This window comes from Streptomyces camelliae (assembly GCF_027625935.1).
Taxonomy (GTDB): domain Bacteria; phylum Actinomycetota; class Actinomycetes; order Streptomycetales; family Streptomycetaceae; genus Streptomyces; species Streptomyces camelliae.
Window position 1 is genome coordinate 6,931,657 of the sequence record NZ_CP115300.1, and the last position, 17,632, is coordinate 6,949,288.

At 71.8% G+C, this 17,632-nt stretch carries 11 protein-coding genes; 8 read left to right on the forward strand and 3 right to left on the reverse strand.

Annotation, left to right across the window (positions count from 1 at the left end; all coding sequences use genetic code 11):
- Positions 1–36 precede the first annotated feature (36 nt).
- Together O1G22_RS31740 and pgi are read left to right on the forward strand one after the other, a co-directional pair.
- Entirely contained in the window at positions 37–372 is a 336-nt protein-coding gene (locus O1G22_RS31740; protein ID WP_003957010.1) for an RNA polymerase-binding protein RbpA, read from the forward strand.
- 179 nt (positions 373–551) lie between these two features.
- Entirely contained in the window at positions 552–2,204 is a 1,653-nt protein-coding gene (gene pgi / locus O1G22_RS31745) for a glucose-6-phosphate isomerase (RefSeq protein ID WP_270084451.1), read from the forward strand.
- Positions 2,205–2,279: 75 nt separating this feature from the next.
- Here the strand turns inward: pgi and O1G22_RS31750 are convergent, their stop codons facing one another.
- The 3 genes from O1G22_RS31750 to O1G22_RS31760 are packed head-to-tail and all read right to left on the reverse strand — an operon-like array spanning position 2,280 to position 5,835.
- On the reverse strand, positions 2,280–4,562 hold the full coding sequence (locus tag O1G22_RS31750) for an FtsX-like permease family protein (protein WP_270086606.1): 2,283 nt from the start codon (positions 4,560–4,562) through the stop codon (positions 2,280–2,282).
- Between the two features lie 20 nt (positions 4,563–4,582).
- Positions 4,583–5,332, reverse strand: coding sequence for an ABC transporter ATP-binding protein (locus O1G22_RS31755; protein ID WP_270084452.1), 750 nt, complete (start codon positions 5,330–5,332; stop codon positions 4,583–4,585).
- On the reverse strand, positions 5,329–5,835 hold the full coding sequence (locus tag O1G22_RS31760; protein WP_270084453.1) for a PadR family transcriptional regulator: 507 nt from the start codon (positions 5,833–5,835) through the stop codon (positions 5,329–5,331). Before O1G22_RS31760 ends, O1G22_RS31755 begins: the two co-directional genes overlap by 4 nt.
- Positions 5,836–5,958: 123 nt before the next feature.
- Here O1G22_RS31760 and O1G22_RS31765 point away from each other — a divergent pair, with 123 nt between their 5' ends.
- The 6 genes from O1G22_RS31765 (at position 5,959) to O1G22_RS31790 (ending at position 17,614) form a co-directional block, all read left to right on the forward strand.
- A complete protein-coding gene (locus O1G22_RS31765; RefSeq protein ID WP_270084454.1) occupies positions 5,959–7,230 on the forward strand; it encodes an ABC transporter substrate-binding protein in 1,272 nt (423 codons plus the stop codon).
- Positions 7,231–7,386: 156 nt separating this feature from the next.
- A complete protein-coding gene (locus tag O1G22_RS31770; protein WP_270084455.1) occupies positions 7,387–8,997 on the forward strand; it encodes a glycoside hydrolase family 13 protein in 1,611 nt (536 codons plus the stop codon).
- A 28-nt stretch (positions 8,998–9,025) separates the two neighbouring features.
- Positions 9,026–10,351 (forward strand): ABC transporter substrate-binding protein, encoded by a 1,326-nt coding sequence (locus O1G22_RS31775; RefSeq protein WP_270084456.1) that lies wholly within the window; start codon positions 9,026–9,028, stop codon positions 10,349–10,351.
- A gap of 11 nt (positions 10,352–10,362) precedes the next feature.
- Positions 10,363–11,715, forward strand: coding sequence for an ABC transporter permease subunit (locus O1G22_RS31780; RefSeq protein WP_270084457.1), 1,353 nt, complete (start codon positions 10,363–10,365; stop codon positions 11,713–11,715).
- Entirely contained in the window at positions 11,712–12,551 is an 840-nt protein-coding gene (locus tag O1G22_RS31785; protein WP_270084458.1) for a carbohydrate ABC transporter permease, read from the forward strand. The genes O1G22_RS31780 and O1G22_RS31785 overlap by 4 nt, the downstream gene beginning before the upstream one ends.
- A gap of 161 nt (positions 12,552–12,712) precedes the next feature.
- The gene (locus tag O1G22_RS31790) at positions 12,713–17,614 is read left to right on the forward strand and encodes a DUF3320 domain-containing protein (protein ID WP_270084459.1); all 4,902 of its coding nucleotides are present in this window, start codon (positions 12,713–12,715) and stop codon (positions 17,612–17,614) included.
- Positions 17,615–17,632: the final 18 nt, after the last annotated feature.

The following is a 17,632-nucleotide window of genomic DNA, read 5'->3' on the forward strand; positions in this document are numbered from 1 at the left end:
TCGCTTCGCGGCACCATCACGCAGGGAGTTACGACCGTGGCAAGTGGCAACGCGATCCGAGGAAGCCGGGTCGGGGCGGGGCCGATGGGCGAGGCCGAGCGTGGCGAGTCCGCGCCGCGTCTGCGCATCTCCTTCTGGTGCTCCAACGGGCACGAGACGCAGCCCAGCTTCGCCAGCGACGCACAGGTGCCCGACACGTGGGACTGCCCGCGCTGCGGCTTCCCCGCCGGCCAGGACCGGGACAACCCGCCGGACCCGCCGCGCACCGAGCCCTACAAGACGCACCTCGCCTATGTGCGGGAGCGGCGCAGCGACGCGGACGGCGAGGCGATCCTCGCCGAGGCGCTCGCCAAACTGCGGGGCGAGATCTAGGAGTTACGGCCGGCCAGGCGCCCCAGGGTGCCTGGCCGGAGTCGTCCGGACGTACCTGTTGTTGTCCCTGTGGACAGCGTCGCGTCCGCTCCTCCCCTGCCCTGATCAACTAGGTTGGGACGGGCAGCGGGACAAGGAACGCAGCAGGACAGGTGCACGAAGGAAGGCTGAGGTCGCACATGAACGCAGACGGCCGGACCAGGCTCAACCAGACGCCCGAGTGGGCCGCTCTCGCCAAGCACCGCGAAGAGCTGGCCGACACCCATCTGAGGGAGCTGTTCGCCGCCGATCCCGGGCGCGGCGCGGGGTACACGCTCCAGGTCGGTGACCTCTACATCGACTACTCGAAGCACCTGGTCACCGACGAGACGTTGCGGCTCTTGCGCGAGCTGGCCGCCGCCACGGACGTGTTCGGTCTGCGGGACGCCATGTTCCGCGGCGAGAAGATCAACGTCACCGAGGACCGCGCCGTACTGCACACCGCGCTGCGCGCCCCGCGGGACGCGGTGATCGAGGTCGACGGTGAGAACGTCGTTCCCAAGGTGCACGCCGTCCTCGACAAGATGAGCGACTTCGCCGACCGCGTCCGCTCCGGCGCCTGGACCGGCCACACCGGCAAGCGCATCAAGAACGTCGTCAACGTCGGCATCGGCGGCTCCGACCTCGGCCCCGCGATGGCCTACGAGGTGCTGCGCGCCTTCACCGACCGCGCCCTCACGGTCCGCTTCGTCTCCAACGTGGACGGCGCCGACCTGCACGAGGCCACCCGCGACCTCGACCCGGCCGAGACGCTGTTCATCATCGCCTCCAAGACCTTCACCACCATCGAGACGATCACCAACGCCACCTCCGCCCGGCAGTGGGTGCTGGACGCGCTCGGTGCCGAGTCGGCGGTGGCCAAGCACTTCGTGGCGCTGTCCACGAACGCCGAGAAGGTGGCCGAGTTCGGCATCGACACGGCCAACATGTTCGAGTTCTGGGACTGGGTCGGCGGGCGCTACTCGTACGACTCCGCGATCGGCCTCTCCCTGATGATCGCCGTCGGCCCGGACCGCTTCCGCGAGATGCTGGACGGCTTCCGGCTGGTCGACGACCACTTCCGCACCGCCCCCGCCGAGACCAATGTCCCGCTACTGCTGGGCCTGTTGGGCATCTGGTACGACAACTTCCACGACGCCCAGTCGCACGCGGTGCTGCCGTACAGCCACTATCTCTCCCGCTTCACCGCCTATCTCCAGCAGCTGGACATGGAGTCCAACGGCAAGTACGTGGCGCGGGACGGCAAGCAGGTCGACTGGCAGACCGGGCCGGTGGTGTGGGGCACGCCCGGCACCAACGGGCAGCACGCGTACTACCAGTTGATCCACCAGGGCACCAAGCTGATCCCGGCGGATTTCATCGGCTTCGCCGAACCGGTGGCCGAGCTGAGCGGCGGGCTCAAGGCGCAGCACGACCTGCTGATGGCCAACTTCTTCGCCCAGACCCAGGCCCTCGCCTTCGGCAAGACCGCCGAGGAGGTCCGCGCGGAGGGCGTCGCCGAGGAACTGGTCCCGCACAAGACCTTCCAGGGCAACCGGCCGACCACGACCATCCTGGCCCGGGAACTCACCCCGTCCGTCCTCGGCCAGCTCGTCGCCCTCTACGAGCACAAGGTGTTCGTCCAGGGCGCCGTGTGGAACATCGACTCCTTCGACCAGTGGGGCGTCGAGCTCGGCAAGGTCCTCGCCAAGCGGGTGGAACCGGCGCTGACGGAAGGCGCGGAGGTGCCCGGCCTGGACGCGTCGACCAGGGAACTGGTCGCCAAGTACCGCGAGCTGCGCGGCCGTAGCTGACCGGCACGCAAGCCCTGGGACGGCCGGAACTCTCACGGTCGTCGACCGCGGGGTCCGCGCACGGCCGGGCCCCGCTCAGGCCACCGCGCTCAGCGTGTCCGCGAGCCGTCCGCGTGCCGCGCGGGCGGCGGGGAGTGCGGCGAGCGCGGCCGCACCCAGCACGGCGGCCGAGCCCAGCGCGAGCAGCAGCCCGGGCGACGGTGACTGGGCGATCCCCGCGCCGATGCCGCTGGAGGCGCCCTGGGCGTCGATGAGCCGGCGGGCCAGCGGCAGGCCGAGGGCCGTGGCGGCGAGCGTCGCGGCCAGGGCCGTACAGCTCGTCGCCGTCACGGTGATGGCGGTGATCTGCCGTGGGGACATGCCGATCGCCTTCAGGGCGAGCACGTCCCGCTCGCCCTCGCGGACGCTGCCGCCGATCGCGGTCAGCAGCTCGACCAGCCCGATGAGGGCGAGCACGGCGATCAGGCCGGCGACGACACCGCGCAGCGGGGACAGCCCGTCGGCCGGGTTCGGCACGGCGTGCACGTCCAGGTGGCCCCGGCCGGCCGCGGTGAGCGCGGCGGCCACGCGGTGCGGGTCGGTGCCGGGGCGCAGCCGCAGCTCGTAGAAGGCCGGGGCGAGTCCCGGGTCGTTCTCGCGGAGGGTGTCCAGGGAGGCCGTCACGACCCGGCCGGTGTTCTGCGGTTCGATGCTGCGGCCGACGATGTGCAGGATCTGCGGCCGGTCGCCGACCATCATCCGCACCCAGTCGCCGACCCGCGCGTGCAGCAGGTCCAGCAGCCCCTGCCCGGCCACCGCCTCGTCCGGTCCGTGCGCGGCCCGGCCCTCGGCGAGGGCGCAGGGGTAGGGCCGGGTGTCGGTGCCGAGGCCGCGCAGGGCGATGGTCCCGGTCTGGCCGGGCACCAGCGCGGCCAGCTCGACCCCGGGATAGGCGGCGGCCACGCGGGGGTCGCCGGCCAGTAGGGACCGCAGCTGCGCCGGGGCCGGCACCCCGTCCGTGCGGACGGTGAGCGAGGTGGGCAGACCGACCCGGGCCGGGCTGGTGTGGAAGCGGTCGATCGTGGTCCACGCGCTGAGCGCCACCACGATCAGCAGCATCGGCAGGGCCAGCCGGGCCACGGTGGCCAGCGACCGTCCGCGCCCGGTGACGACCTTGTGGCAGCCGAGGACCAGCGCGGCCGGCAGCCGCAGCCCGAGCGCCCGCCGGGCCGGGCCGGTGAACCGGCCGCCCGCTGCCACGGCCGGGCGCGGCACCGGAACCGGCGGCACCCGGCCGGCCCGCCAGGCCGCGAGGCCCGTGGTCAGACCGATGAACAGCACCGCGCCCACGGGCACCACCAGCAGCGCCACGGCGTGCCCCGGCAGCCCCTGCCACACGCCCACGGCATCGCCGAGCCGCCCGGGGATCCGGCTGCCCAGCGTCTCGGTGAGCGCCGCGGCGGCCACGGCACCGAGCAGGGCGTAGGCGAGGTGCTGGAGCAGGAAGATCCGTACGACCTGGCCAGGGGTGAAGCCGATCGCCTTCAGCACCGACAGGTCCCGCAGATGACCGCGGATCCGGGTGGCGATCGCCCCGTGCACGGCGAGTCCGGCGGCGATCAGCGCGCCGAGCCCGAACAGGCCGAGCACCTGCCCGAGCAGCCGGTTGTCGCCCTGTGCCGCGGCGCGCGCCTGCTGCCAGGTGGAGACCTGGCCGACCGCGCCCGCGCCGAGCACGGTGACGGCACGCTGCACCGCGTAGTCCGTGTCGGCCGGATCGCCGAGCCGCAGCCCGATGACCTGGCCGCCGGGCGCCCGGACCGCCGACGGCAGCGCCCAGACCAGGCCGGGCTGCTCACCGGGGCTGTAGCCGGGCTCGGCGCTGTCGGCGATGCCCTCGACGGTCAGCGTGCGGGCGGTGCCGGGCAGCGCGAGGGTGTCTCCGGGCTCGGCCAGCAGGGCGCGGGCCAGGCCGCTCTCCAGCACCACGCCGTCCGGCTCGGCCGGATCCAGCCAGTGCCCGGCGGTGAGCAGCGGCCGTCCGACGGAGGGCAGCTTCGGGGTGCCGCGCAGCTCCACGGAGGCGCGGGTGCCGCGCGAGGCGACGGTGACGGACTCGGTGCGATAGGGACCGGCGACGGACGTGACGCCGTCCAGCCGGGCGAGTGCGCCGGTGTCCGCGGACGACGCGGTGTGGATCCACACATGTGCCCCGCGCGCCTCGGCGAAGGTCCGCTGCCAGGGGTTGGTGGCGTAGCCGAACAGGGCGGCGGCCAGCAGCAGCGAAGTTACGATGCCGGCGGTGGCCAGCACGAGGAACAGCGCCTCGCCGCGATGCGTGCGCAGATCGGAGTGTGCCCAGCGCAGGGTGGCCCGCACGTCCCTGAGATCCAGCACGGTCAGTCCTTCAGCTCCAGCACACCGGAGATGCCGCTCGGGCGGGCCGGCGTGTCGTCCAGGGTGGCGTCGTCGGCTATCCGGCCGTCGAAGAAGCTGACCACCCGGTCGGCGGCGCTCGCCAACCGGGCGTCATGCGTGACCAGCACGATCGTCTGGCCGCGCCCGTGGAAGCGGGACAGCAGCCGCATCACCTCGCGCGTGCCCTTGCTGTCGAGGCTGCCCGCGGGCTCGTCGGCCAGCAGCAGCGGCGGATGGTTGACCAGCGCCCGGGCGAGGGCGACCCGCTGCTGCTCACCGCCGGACAGCTCGCCCGGCATGCTGCGCTCCTTGCCCTCCAGCCCCAGCTCGGCCAGGAGCGTCTCGCGCTCGGCACGGGCCCGCTTCGGTGGGACTCCGGCCAGCAGGGCGGGCAGTTCGACGTTGTCGGCGACGGACAGGTTCGACACCAGGTTGAAGAACTGGAAGACGAAACCGATGGACTTCCGTCGCTCCACCGCCCAGCGAGCCTCGCTGAAGGAGTCCGTGCACCGGCCGTCCAGCCAGATGCTGCCCTCGTCCGGCCGCTGCAGCCCGCCCAGCAGGTGCAGCAGCGTCGACTTCCCGGCGCCGGACGGGCCGGTGATCGCCACGAACTCGCCCCGGGCCACGCTCAGGTCGACCCCGCGGACGGCGTGCGCGGGCGCGCCCTCGCCGTGGTGGGTCTTGACCAGGCCCGCGGCCCGAAGGACCGGGACAGTGTCCTCGCTCATTCCAGTTCCTCCTGGCACCGTTCCAGCCAGTCGAGGTCGGCCTGGAGATGCAGCATCGCGCCCTCGATCAGCAGATGGGCGATTCGGTTGTCCCGGTCCTCGGCCGCGGCCAGTTTCGACAGGGTGCGCATGGTGTTGAGGTACTGGCGCCGCTGCTTGTTGATGAGGGCGATCTGGTCGGCGAGACCGGTCTGCGAGGCGAGGGCGAGCTTCATGAAGAACTCGTCCCGCACCCGCGGCTCGTCCTCGGTCTCCTCGAACCAGGCGTGCAGCGCCTCCCGCCCGGCGTCGGTGAGGTGGTAGACCTTCTTGTTGGGCCGGCTGGACTGCTCGACGTCCTCGCCCTCGATGAGCCCGGACTTCTCCAGGCGGCCGAGGGTGACGTAGATCTGGCCGACGTTCGGCTGAGGGTACGCGGAGCCCAGCAGTTGCTCAAGGTCCTGCTTCAGCTCATAGCCGTGGGCCGGGCCGCGGGCGAGGAGTGCCAGGAGGGCAAGGCGCACGCGAGCTGTCCTCCTGTCCTGTCACCATGTGCTCCAGGCCCTAGTATCCCGCATACCTAACAGGTATACATGGCCTCTGACCCCGGGCGAGGGTGCCCGGAGCCGGTGTGCAAGGAGGAACCTATGCGGTGGATACGCGCCGCCGGTAGGGGCCTCCTCGTCCTCGTCGTGATCATGACCGGGTACGTCACCTCCGGCATCGGCGCCGACGAGGGCGCGGGTGGTGGGCGCGGCCCGCTCACCCTGGCCACCGCCGGCGACCTCACCGGCTATCTCGGCCCGCTGCTCCAGGGCTGGAACCGCACCCACCCCGGCGAGAAAGTCACCCTCGTCGAGCTGCCGGACTCGGCCGACGAGACGTATGCGCAGATGACGACCGACCTGCGCGGCGGCGACCGGAGCCGCTTCGACGTCCTCAACATCGACGTCAACTGGACCTCGGAGTTCGCGGCGGCCGGCTGGATCCGCCCGCTGCCCCGCGACCGCTTCCCCCTCAAGAGCTTCCTGCCCCCGGTCGTGGACACGGCGACCTACGACGGACGCCTGTACGCGGTCCCGTACGTCACGAACGCCGGACTCCTCCTCTACCGCAAGGACGTCCTCGCCGAGGAGGGCGTGCCGCCGCCGCGCACCTGGACCGAGCTGGAGCGCGATGCGAAGAGCGTCGCGCCGAAGCACCACCTCGACGGCTACGCGGGCCAGTTCCTGCCCTACGAGGGCCTCACCGTCAACGCGGCCGAGGCCGTGTACTCGGCGGGCGGCAGCATCCTCGGCGACGAGGGCACCCGCGTCACCGTCGACTCGGCCGCCGCCCGCGAGGGCATCGGTTTCCTCGCCCGCGGCGTCCGCGAGGGCTGGATCCCGAAACAGGCGCTGACCTGGAAGGAAGAGGAGTCCAAGCAGGCCTTCCAGGACGGAAAGCTGCTCTTCCTGCGCAACTGGCCCTACGCCTACGCCGTGGCCTCCGCCAAGGGCTCCAAGGTCGCCGGGAAGATCGGCGCCGTACCGCTGCCCGGGCCCGACGGACCGGGGACGAGCGTCCTCGGCGGCTCCAACCTCGCGGTCAACACCCATGCCCGGCATCCCGATTCGGCCGCACGCCTGATCGCCTACCTCACCAGCGCGCAGGTGCAGCGCCAGGTGCTCGTCCGGGGCGCGCTGCCGCCCGTACGCGCCGCGCTGTACCAGGATCCCGCGCTGATCCGGCAGTTCCCCTATCTGCAGACCCTGCGCACCGCCGTGCTCACCGCCGCGCCGCGCCCCAAGAGCGCGCACTACGACCAGGTCAGTCTGGTGGTGCAGGCGGTGGTGCACGGCGCTCTGACCGGACGCGAGACGCCCGAGCAGGCCGTACGACGGCTGGCGCGCGAGCTCGACGCCATCGCCCGCCGATAGTCTCTCGACCCCTCGCGCTAGTTACTTGTTAAGTAACGCGGACGTCTCATCTCTGCTCAGGATGCACAGATAAGTCCGTATTTACGACCCCAACTGTCCAGTAGCTTCCGTTCTTTTCATTGACACCCTCGCGACACGCCTACCTAACATGCATGCATGCTGAGTAAGTACCACTGGTGGCGTGACGCGGTGATCTACCAGGTCTACGTCCGCAGCTTTCTCGACAGCACCGGTGACGGCGTCGGCGATCTGGCCGGCGTCCGGGCCGGGCTGCCGTACCTGAAGAAGCTGGGCGTGGACGGGATCTGGCTGAGCCCGTTCTATCCCTCGCCGCAGCACGACCACGGCTACGACGTGGCCGACTACCGCGGGGTCGACCCGCTCTTCGGCGACCTCGCCGAGTTCGACCTGCTGATGGCGGCCGCCCACCGGCTCGGCATCAAGGTGCTCCTTGACATCGTCCCCAACCACTGCTCCAGCGAGCACCCCTGGTTCCGCGAGGCGCTGGACAGTGCGCCCGGCAGCCCGGCCCGCGCCCGCTTCCACTTCGCCGACGGGCGCGGCCCGGACGGCAGCGAGCCGCCCAACAACTGGCACGCCATGTTCGGCGGCCCCGCCTGGACCAGGGTCGGCGACGGCCAGTGGTACCTGCACATGTTCACGCCCGAACAGCCCGACTGGAACTGGCGCAATCCCGAGATCACCGCCGAGTTCGACCGGACCCTGCGCTTCTGGCTCGACCGGGGCGTGGACGGCTTCCGCATCGACGTCGCCGCCGGCCTGTTCAAGCACCCCGAACTGCCCGACTCCGACGACCCCGAGGCCGACGCCCGCACCCGCGACTCGGTCAACCCGCTCGCCTGGAACCAGCCCGAGGTGCATGGCACATGGCGGCGCTGGCGCGCGACATGCGAGGAGTACCGGGAGCGCGACGGCCGCGAACGCCTCCTCGTCGGCGAGGTCTCCGTGCCCACCGCCCGCGAACACGCCCTGTACGTCCGCCCGGACGAACTCCACCAGGCCTTCTTCTTCGACCTGCTCGGCGCCCCCTGGGACGCCGACGCCTTCCGCAAGGTCATCTCCGAGGCCATGCAGGACATCGCCGGCACCGGCTCCACGGTCACCTGGGTCCTCAACAACCACGACCAGGTCCGCACCGTCACCCGCTACGGCGAACCCGCTCCCGAGGGCAGCGGCCTCGGCGCCGCCCGTGCCCGCGCCGCCGCGCTGCTGATGCTGGCGCTGCCCGGAGCCGCGTACATCTACCAGGGCGAGGAACTGGGCCTGCCCGAGGTCGTCGACCTGCCCGACGACGTCCTCACCGACCCGATCTTCCGGCGCACCGGCAGCCGTGCCCGCGTCCGGGACGGCTGCCGGGTGCCGCTGCCCTGGTCCGGGCAGGCCTCGCCGTTCGGCTTCACCTCCGGCGCGGAGGGCGTGCGGCCCTGGCTGCCGCAGCCCGACTGGTTCGCCGAGCACGCCACCGACCGCGCCCTCGCCGACACCCGCTCCTTCTGGCACCTGTACCGCGAAGGCCTGCAACTACGGCGTTCTCTCCCGCAGTTGGGCGAGGGAACGCTGCGCTGGCTGGACACCCCGCCCGGGGTCCTCGCCTTCGCCCGCGGCGACGACCTGGTCTGCGCCGTCAACTTCACCACGGCCCCCGCCCCCGCGCCGGTCTCCGGCACCCCCCTGCTGTCCAGCGGCCCCTGCCCGCCCGGCGTCCTGCCCGGCTCCACGGCCGCCTGGTGGCTCAGCGACCTCTGATCAACCACCTTTTGAAGGGACATCGACGATGATGCGACGCCGTACCACCCTGCTCACCAGCTGCACCGCCCTCGCCCTCGCGCTCGGCGCCACCGCCTGTGGCGGCGGGCCGGTCTCGGCCGGCGGCGGTGACAAGGCGCTCAGCGGCCAGACCGTCACCGTGGCCGGCGTCTGGTCCGGAGCCGAGCAGAAGAACTTCCAGAAGGTGCTGGACGCGTTCACCGCGAAGACCGGCGCCAAGACCCGGTTCGTGTCCACCGGTGACAACGTCTCCACCGTCGTCGGCAGCAAGATCGAGGGCGGCGACGCCCCCGACGTCGTGATGGTCCCGCAGGTCGGCGTCCTCCAGCAGTTCGCGAAGAAAGGCTGGCTGAAGCCCCTGTCCGGCACTGCCCGGCAGACCGTCGACGCCGACTACGCGCCCGTGTGGCGGAAGTACGGCAGCGTCGACGGCACCCTGTACGGCCTCTACTTCAAGGCCGCCCACAAGTCCACCGTCTGGTACAGCCCCGACGCGCTCGCCCAGGCCGGGGTCAAGCCGCCGACGACGTACGACGAGATGCTGAAGGCCGGGCACACCGTCTCCGACTCCGGGCTCGCCGCCTTCTCCGTCGCCGGTGAGGACGGCTGGACCCTCACCGACTGGTTCGAGAACATCTACCTCTCCCAGGCCGGACCCGAGAAGTACGACGCCCTCGCCGCCCACCGGCTCACGTGGACCGACCCCTCCGTCGTCCGGGCGCTCACCACCCTCGGCAAGCTGTTCAAGGACAAGCAGCTCGTCGCGGGCGGCCAGAAGGAGGCCCTGAACACCGACTTCCCCAGCTCGGTGGAGAAGGTGTTCGGCCCCAAGCCCGAGGCCGGCATGGTCTACGAGGGCGACTTCGTGGCCGGGGTCGCCCACGACCAGTTCGGGAAGACCATCGGCAAGGACGCGAACTTCTTCCCCTTCCCGGCGGTCGACGGCGGCACGGCACCGGTGGTCAGCGGCGGTGACGCGGCCGTCGTCCTCAAGGACGGCAAGAACGCCACGGCCGGCATGAAGCTCCTGGAGTACCTGGCCACCCCCGAGGCGGCAGCCGTCTGGGCGAAGGCGGGCGGCTTCCTGTCCCCGAACAAGAAGCTCGACTTCTCGGCGTACGGCGACGACGTCACCCGGGCCACCGCCAAGTCCCTGGTCGACGCGGGCGATTCGGTCCGCTTCGACATGTCCGACCAGGCGCCCGCCGCCTTCGGCGGCACCAAGGGCGCGGGGGAGTGGAAGCTGCTCCAGGACTTCCTGCGCGACCCGTCGGACCCGAAGGGCACCGCGGAGCGGCTCGAAGCCGCGGCGGCCAAGGCCTACCAGGGCTGAACGGCAGCATCATGACCGCCACCACTCATCTGAAACAGCAGGCGGGCCCGTGGGCCGCCGGCGTGGCGCGCGGGCGCCGCGGCCGGCGGCGCGCCCGGCTGATCGCCCTGCTCTTCGTCTTCCCGGCGCTGCTCCTGCTCGGTGCGCTCGTCGTCTACCCGGTGCTGTTCTCCGTCGGCCGCAGCCTCTTCGACGCCTCCGGCACCCGGTTCGTCGGCGCCGGCAACTACACCGAGATGTTCCGCGACCCGGCCACCCTGAAGGCCATCCGCAACACCGCCATCTGGGTCGTCGTGGCCCCGGCCCTGCTGACCGGCCTCGGCCTGATCCTGGCCGTGCTGGTGGAGAAGGTGCGCTGGGCCACCGCCTTCAAACTCCTGCTCTTCATGCCGATGGCGGTGTCCTTCCTCGCCGCCGGCATCATCTTCCGCCTCGCCTACGACGAGGACCCGAACAAGGGCGTGCTCAACGCGGCCGTCGTCTCCGTCCACGACGCCTTCCAGGGCACGTCGGCCTACCCGACGGCCCGCGGGCGCGCCGGACTGCTGACCCAGGACGGGGACGGCTCGTACCGTACGACCGCCTCCACCGGCCGGTCCGTGGCGCTCCCCATGGTCGGCGTCCTGCCCAAGGACCTGCCGAAGCACGCCGCGCCCGCGTACCCGGCGGCCGCGCGGCAGGCCGCCCCCGGTGAACTGCGCGGAGTCGTCTACCTGGACTTCACCCCCGGCGGGGGCGGCCGGCCGGGCAAGGTCGACCCGAAGGAGAGCGGCCTGCCCGGGATGACGGTCCAGGCGCTGCGCGACGGCCGGACGGTCGCGAGCGCCACGACCGCCGCCGACGGCTCCTTCCGCCTGTCCGGGCTGCGCGCGGGCTCGTACACGGTGAAGCTGCCGAAGTCCAACTTCGCCCAGCCCTACCAGGGCGTCTCCTGGCTCGGCCCGGCCCTCGTCACACCGGCGATCATCGGCGCCTACCTGTGGATCTGGACCGGCTTCGCGATGGTGCTGATCGGCGCGGGGCTGTCCACCCTGCCCCGGGACGCGCTGGAGGCGGCCCGGATGGACGGCGCGAACGAGTGGCAGATCTTCCGCCGGATCACCGTGCCGCTGCTGGCCCCCGTGCTGACGGTCGTCTTCGTGACCCTCGTGATCAACGTGATGAAGGTCTTCGACCTCGTCTACATCATCGCGCCCGGACCGGTGCAGGAGGACGCCACCGTCCTCGCGACCCAGATGTGGCTGGTGTCCTTCGGGGGCGGCAACAACCAGGGCCTCGGCAGTGCCCTGGGCGTCCTGCTCCTGCTTCTGGTGATTCCCGCGATGGTCTTTAACGTCCGCCGATTCAGAAGGAGTCAGCGATGAACACGGTCAGGAGAGGGCTCGGCAACGGCCTGGTCCAGGCCTTCCTGGTGGTGATCGGCCTGGTCTGGCTGACCCCGCTGGCGGGACTGTTCGTGTCCTCGCTGCGGTCGTCCCAGGACACCGCGAAGGGCGGCTGGTGGACGGCCCTGACGAGCCCCGGGCAGCTGTCCTTCGACAACTACTCGGCCCTGCTGAAGAACTCCGGCATGACCCAGGCCTTCTGGAACACGGTACTGATCTCGGTGCCGGCCACAACGCTCGTCGTGGGTCTCGCGGCCCTCGCCGGATACGCCTTCGCCTGGCTGGACTTCCCGCTCAGGGAGCCGCTCTTCCTGCTGGTGGTGGCCCTGTTGGTGGTGCCGGTGCAGATCGGCCTGCTGCCGGTGGCCAAACTCTTCGGCGCGCTGGGCCTGTTCGGCACCATCCCCGGTGTCGTCCTCTTCCACGTCGCCTACGGCCTGCCCTTCGCGGTGTTCCTGCTGCGCAACTACTTCGCGGAGATGCCGAAGGAGATGCTGGAGGCGGCGCGGATGGACGGCGGCAGCGAGTGGCGTATCTTCACCCGACTGGTCCTGCCGGTGGGACGCCCCGCGATCGCCTCCCTCGCGATCTTCCAGTTCCTCTGGGTCTGGAACGACATGCTGGTCGCCCTGCTCTTCGCCGACAGCTCCGCCCAGCCCCTGACCGTGGAACTCCAGTCCCAGATCCGCCAGTTCGGCAGCAACATCGACGTCCTGGCCCCGGGCGCGTTCCTGTCCCTGATCGTGCCGGTGGTGGTGTTCTTCGCCTTCCAGAGGCACTTCGTACAGGGGGTGATGGCGGGATCCGTCAAGTGAGCGCAGCGGAATCACGCATCATGCACACGCCTGCTACACAACGGATTCATACCATTGGGTGATCAACCGGCGTGTCAGATGGCGTGAGCTGATAGGGAGATACCTCCAGGGGGGCCGGGGAGGGTGGTCGCCCCTGCGCCCGCTCAGGAGGTATCCACGGCATGGCCCAGCAGCCCCAGACCATGATGAAGACCGTCCTCGACGGATGGCGGAACTCTCTGCTGGACATGGGCGGGCGCAACCGGCTGCTGAACTTCCGGCATACCAGAACGGCCACGCTGGAGATCCACTCGCCCGGCGCCGACGCGCTGCTCGCGGACCTGGCCAGGGGATGGGAGTTCGCGCCGGTCCCGGAGAAGACGCAGGGCGTGGGCCTGGAGAAGGCCGGCGACACGGTGGACGGGAGCACCGGCCGGCCGCACCGCCCGGGACTGGTCACCCAGAAGACCACCCAGGCGGCGCTGGACTCCTCGCTCTACCAACTGCGCCAGAAGTCCGGCCAGATGTACAACGACTACGGCCTGTGGGTGCTCTGGCTGGGCGTCGGCATACTCGACTGGCGCGAGGCCGACGCCCACGAGAGCAGCGCCGCGCCCCTGCTCCTGGTACCCGTCGAACTGCGCAGGGACGGCAATCGCAGCTACCGCCTGCACCCGGCGGAGGACCAGGAGCGCATCCACAACCCCGCGCTCGCGGTGAAACTGGACCGGCTCGGCGTCGACTGGACACCCGTCACCGCGACCGACGCTGCCGACCTGCCCGGCGTCCTCGCGGCGGCCCGATCGGTCGCGGCCGGGCTGCAGGGATGGGCGGTCGAGGAGCGCGTGGTCCTCGGGCTGTTCGCCTCCCACCGCGAGGCGATGTACCAGGACCTCCAGCAGAACGAGGAACGGATCCTCGGCCATCCGCTGGTGCGGGCCGTCGCCCTCGGGCCCGACGTGGGCCTGCCCGACGACCTGATCGACTTCGAACCCCCCGACGCGGACCGCATCGACGACATCCAGCTGCCCGAGCAGACCCCGCTCGTCCTCGACGCCGACGCCTCACAGCGGCAGTGCATCGCCGCGGCCCTCGACGACCGGTCCTTCGTCATGAGCGGCCCGCCCGGCACCGGCAAGAGCCAGACCATCACCAACCTCATCGCCGCACTCATGCACGCCGGCCGCAGCGTGCTGTTCGTCAGTGAGAAGGCCGCCGCCCTCGACGTCGTACGCAACCGGCTGCGCGGGGTCGGGCTCGGTGACTTCGTCATGGCCCTGCACAGCGGTGACACGAGCAAGAAGGCGGTGGCCACCGAACTCGCCCGGGTGCTCACCACCGAGGCCCGGGTCACCGGAGCCGCCGAGCACGAGCTGGCGCGCGCCCGGAAGCTGCGCGCGGACCTGTCCGCGTACGCCGCTGCCATGAACGAGACCCGCGAACCCCTGGGGCGCAGCCTGCACGACGTCCTCGGCCGCCTGGTGCTGCTGGAGCAGTCCGACACCCCCGGCCTGCCGCTGGGCACGGAGAACGCCAAGGTCGTCCGCACCCTGACCGCCGGCGCCCTGCAGGAACTCGCCGCCGCCGCCCAGACGGTCGCCCGTGCCTGGCGCCCCGCCGCCGAGGGCGAGTCCTTCCCCTGGCGCGGGCTGGCCGGCGGCTCCGCGCACCAGGTGGTCGCCGAGGCCGCCGACGCCCTCGGCGCCCTGCTGACGGCGGCCGGACGCCGCCCCTTCGCCGCCACCCAGGACGAGCCCCGCTCGGTGCGTGAGGTCCAGCAGCTCGTGCGCGGCCTGCGGGCCGGGCTCGCCGGCCGTCCGGCAGAGCAGGAGGACGGCGGCCTGCCGGAGGACGTCACCACTCAGGTCGCCCAGCTCGCCGACCTGCTCGGCATGCCGAAGCCCGATCGCGCCGAGACCGCGTACGCCCTGTGCGAGCTGGCCGACCTGACGACGGACGGCCACCGCCCGCTCCACGGCTGGTTCGACACCGACACCCTGCGCCGCGCCCACGCGGCGGCCCGCGACCTGAGTACGGCCCTCGACGCGCAGGCCGCGGCCCGAGCGGCGGCCGAGGACGTCTTCGGCGAACAGATCCTCACCGCCACCGACCTGCCCGCCCTGGTACGACGCTTCGCCGAGGAGCACCGCGGCCTCATGGCCCGCTTCTCGGCACAGTACAAGGAGGACCGCCGGCGAGTGGCCGACCTGACCAGGACCGGCACCTGGGACAAGGCGCTGGCCGGCCGGCTGGAGCAGGCGCTGGCCTGGCAGCAGGCCGCCGCCGAGGTGACGCGCCTGACCGGGGCGCACACCGCCCTGCTCGGCAGGTACACGCCGCACACCCCGGACGCGTACGAGGAGCTGGACCGGGCCCTGGCGACGGCCGACCGCATCGAGACGCTCGGCCGGGATGCCCAGCGCCGCGACCTGCTCGCGGACCGACTGGCCGACCAGGCCGAACCCGACCAGCTCCCCGCTCTGCTCGCCGAGCAGGTCCGCAGGTCGCTCGGTGCCTGGTGTGCGGCCGCCGAGACCCGGGCCGAGCGCTGGAACCGAGCAGTGACGGACCTGCTCGACCTCTTCGACACGGCCGGCCGCACCCGGCTGTCGCCCTCCCTGCTCGGTCCCCTGGACCAGGCCGAGCAGGCCATCGACACCCTGCTCGCCGATCCGGAGGGCCCCGAGGTGTGGCGCGCCCACTGCGACGGGCTCGCCGTCCTCGCCCGGCACGGGGCGGACGGCCTGGTCGCGGGCGCGGCCGAGCGCGGCCTCGACCCGCGGCGCCTGCCGGACATCGTCGAGCAGGCGCTGCTGCGCGCCTGGGCGGACGGCGTCCTCGCCACCGACCCGCGCCTGCGCAGCACCCGCGCCGAGGACCTGGACGCGCGCGTGGCCGACTTCCAGGAGGCCGACCGGCGGCTGATCGCGGCCGCCGGGGGAGCGGTGACCGAGGCGTGCAACAAGCGCCGGCCCCGCAGCTTCGGCGGTGGCGGTGCGGCCGTCGTCATCCGGGAGGCCGAGAAGAAGACGCGGCACATGCCGGTGCGTGAACTGCTCGGCAGAGCCCGCGAAGTCGTGCAGGCCGTCAAGCCGTGCTTCATGATGAGTCCCTTGACGGTCAGCCAGTTCCTGCCACCGGACTTCCAGTTCGACGTCGTCGTCTTCGACGAGGCCTCCCAGGTCCGCCCCAGCGACGCGGTCAACTGCATCTACCGGGGCCGTACGCTGATCGTCGCCGGTGACGACAGGCAGTTGCCGCCGACCTCCTTCTTCGACTCCTCCGTCGACGACGACTCCGACGAGTACGCCGAGGACGTCCCGGACTCCTTCGAGTCCCTGCTGCAGGCCTGCAAGGCTGGCGCCATGCGGGAACTGCCGCTGCGCTGGCACTACCGCAGCCGCCACGAAAACCTGATCACCTTCAGCAACCACGAGTTCTACGACAACTCGATGATCACCTTCCCCGGGGCCCTCGACGAGGGCAACGACGTCGGCGTCGCCTTCCTGAAGACCGACGGCGTCTACGACCGGGGACGGCGCCGGGACAACCGCGAGGAGGCGGAGTTCGTCGCCCGCCGGGTCCTGCACCACTTCGACACCCGCCCCGGCAAGAGCCTCGGCGTCGTCGCGCTCTCCCAGGCCCAGGCCTCCGCCATCGACCAGGCCGTGCAGCAGGCCCGGCTGGCCCGCCCCGACCTCGACCACTGCTTCACCGAGGACCGCCTCGACGGATTCTTCGTCAAGAACCTGGAGTCGGTACAGGGCGACGAGCGCGATGTGATGATCATGTCCGTGGGCTACGGCCCCGACGAACACGGCAGGGTGGGGCTCAACTTCGGCCCGATCAACAAGAGCGGAGGATGGCGCCGCCTCAACGTGGCCGTGACCCGCGCCCGGTACCGCATGGAGGTCGTGGCCTCCTTCCGCGCCGCCGGCCTGCCGGACAGCCCCAACGACAGCGTGCAGTACCTGAAGCGCTACCTCGACTACGCCGAGAACGGCCCGTCGATCCTCGCCCGGGACGTCGTGCAGACCGACGCCGAGCCGGAGAGTCCCTTCGAGGAGTCCGTCCTCGCGGTGCTGCGCGGCTGGGGCTACCAGGTGCAGCCCCAGGTCGGTGTCGCCGGCTACCGCATCGACCTGGGCGTACGCCACCCGGAGCTGCCCGGCGCCTTCGCCCTCGGCGTCGAGTGCGACGGGGCCATGTACCACTCCGCCAAGGCCGCCCGGGACCGGGACCGGCTGCGCGAACAGGTCCTGAACGGGCTCGGCTGGCGGCTGCACCGCATCTGGGGCACCGACTGGTACCGAGGCCGGCCGGCCGCCGAACTGCGTCTGCGGGAAGCGGTCGAACAGGCCGTCGCCCAAGGTCCGCTCACCACGGCGCCGGCCACGCCGCGGCCCGCCGCGGGGGAGGAGGCGCACACCGCACCGCCCTCGGGCGGCGACGAGCACGGCCGCATCCCGCGGCAGACGAAGGTGGAGTACGAACGCGTGCCCGTGGACACCGGGACCGCACGCGAGTGGAGCGTCCCTTACCGGACCAGTGCCGTCACGGTCGTGCCCCGCCATGAACTGCACACACCGGAGGCCCGGCCCGCGCTGCGCAAGGTACTGGCGCAGATCATCGACACCGAGGGCCCGATCCACGAGGACCTGCTGGTCCAGCGGGCACGCGAGGCCTGGGGCGTCGGCCGCGCCGGCAACCGCATCCGGGACAACGTCCGAGAGGTGGCCCGCACCCTGGTCCGCTCCGGACAGGTCCGCGCGGACGACGCCTTCTACGACGTGACGGCCCGGGACGAGGTGAAGGCGCGGCACCCGGAGGACGGCACTCCACCCCGCAAGGTCCTCCACATCGCACCGGCCGAGCGGCACCGGGTGCTGTACGAGCTGGCCGCCGAATGCCCCGGCATGTCCGAGGACGAACTGATCAAGCAGGCCTGCGAGTTCTTCGGCTGGCGCCGCACCGGCAAGGACATCCGGGACCGCCTGGCCGCGGACCTCGCGGAACTGCGCCGCCGGGGCGAGCTCGACGGCGGGCCGGACCGGGTCAGCGCCGTGCGCCGCGCCGGCTGGTGACCTCAGGAAAGCACCGGT

Coding starts and splice junctions, on each gene's coding strand:
- pgi (WP_270084451.1), top strand. CDS start 552: ATGAACGCAGACGGCCGGACCAGGCTCAACCAGACGCCCGAGTGGGCC.
- O1G22_RS31755 (WP_270084452.1), bottom strand. CDS start 5,332: ATGAGCGAGGACACTGTCCCGGTCCTTCGGGCCGCGGGCCTGGTCAAG.
- O1G22_RS31765 (WP_270084454.1), top strand. CDS start 5,959: ATGCGGTGGATACGCGCCGCCGGTAGGGGCCTCCTCGTCCTCGTCGTG.
- O1G22_RS31770 (WP_270084455.1), top strand. CDS start 7,387: ATGCTGAGTAAGTACCACTGGTGGCGTGACGCGGTGATCTACCAGGTC.
- O1G22_RS31775 (WP_270084456.1), top strand. CDS start 9,026: ATGATGCGACGCCGTACCACCCTGCTCACCAGCTGCACCGCCCTCGCC.
- O1G22_RS31780 (WP_270084457.1), top strand. CDS start 10,363: ATGACCGCCACCACTCATCTGAAACAGCAGGCGGGCCCGTGGGCCGCC.
- O1G22_RS31785 (WP_270084458.1), top strand. CDS start 11,712: ATGAACACGGTCAGGAGAGGGCTCGGCAACGGCCTGGTCCAGGCCTTC.
- O1G22_RS31790 (WP_270084459.1), top strand. CDS start 12,713: ATGGCCCAGCAGCCCCAGACCATGATGAAGACCGTCCTCGACGGATGG.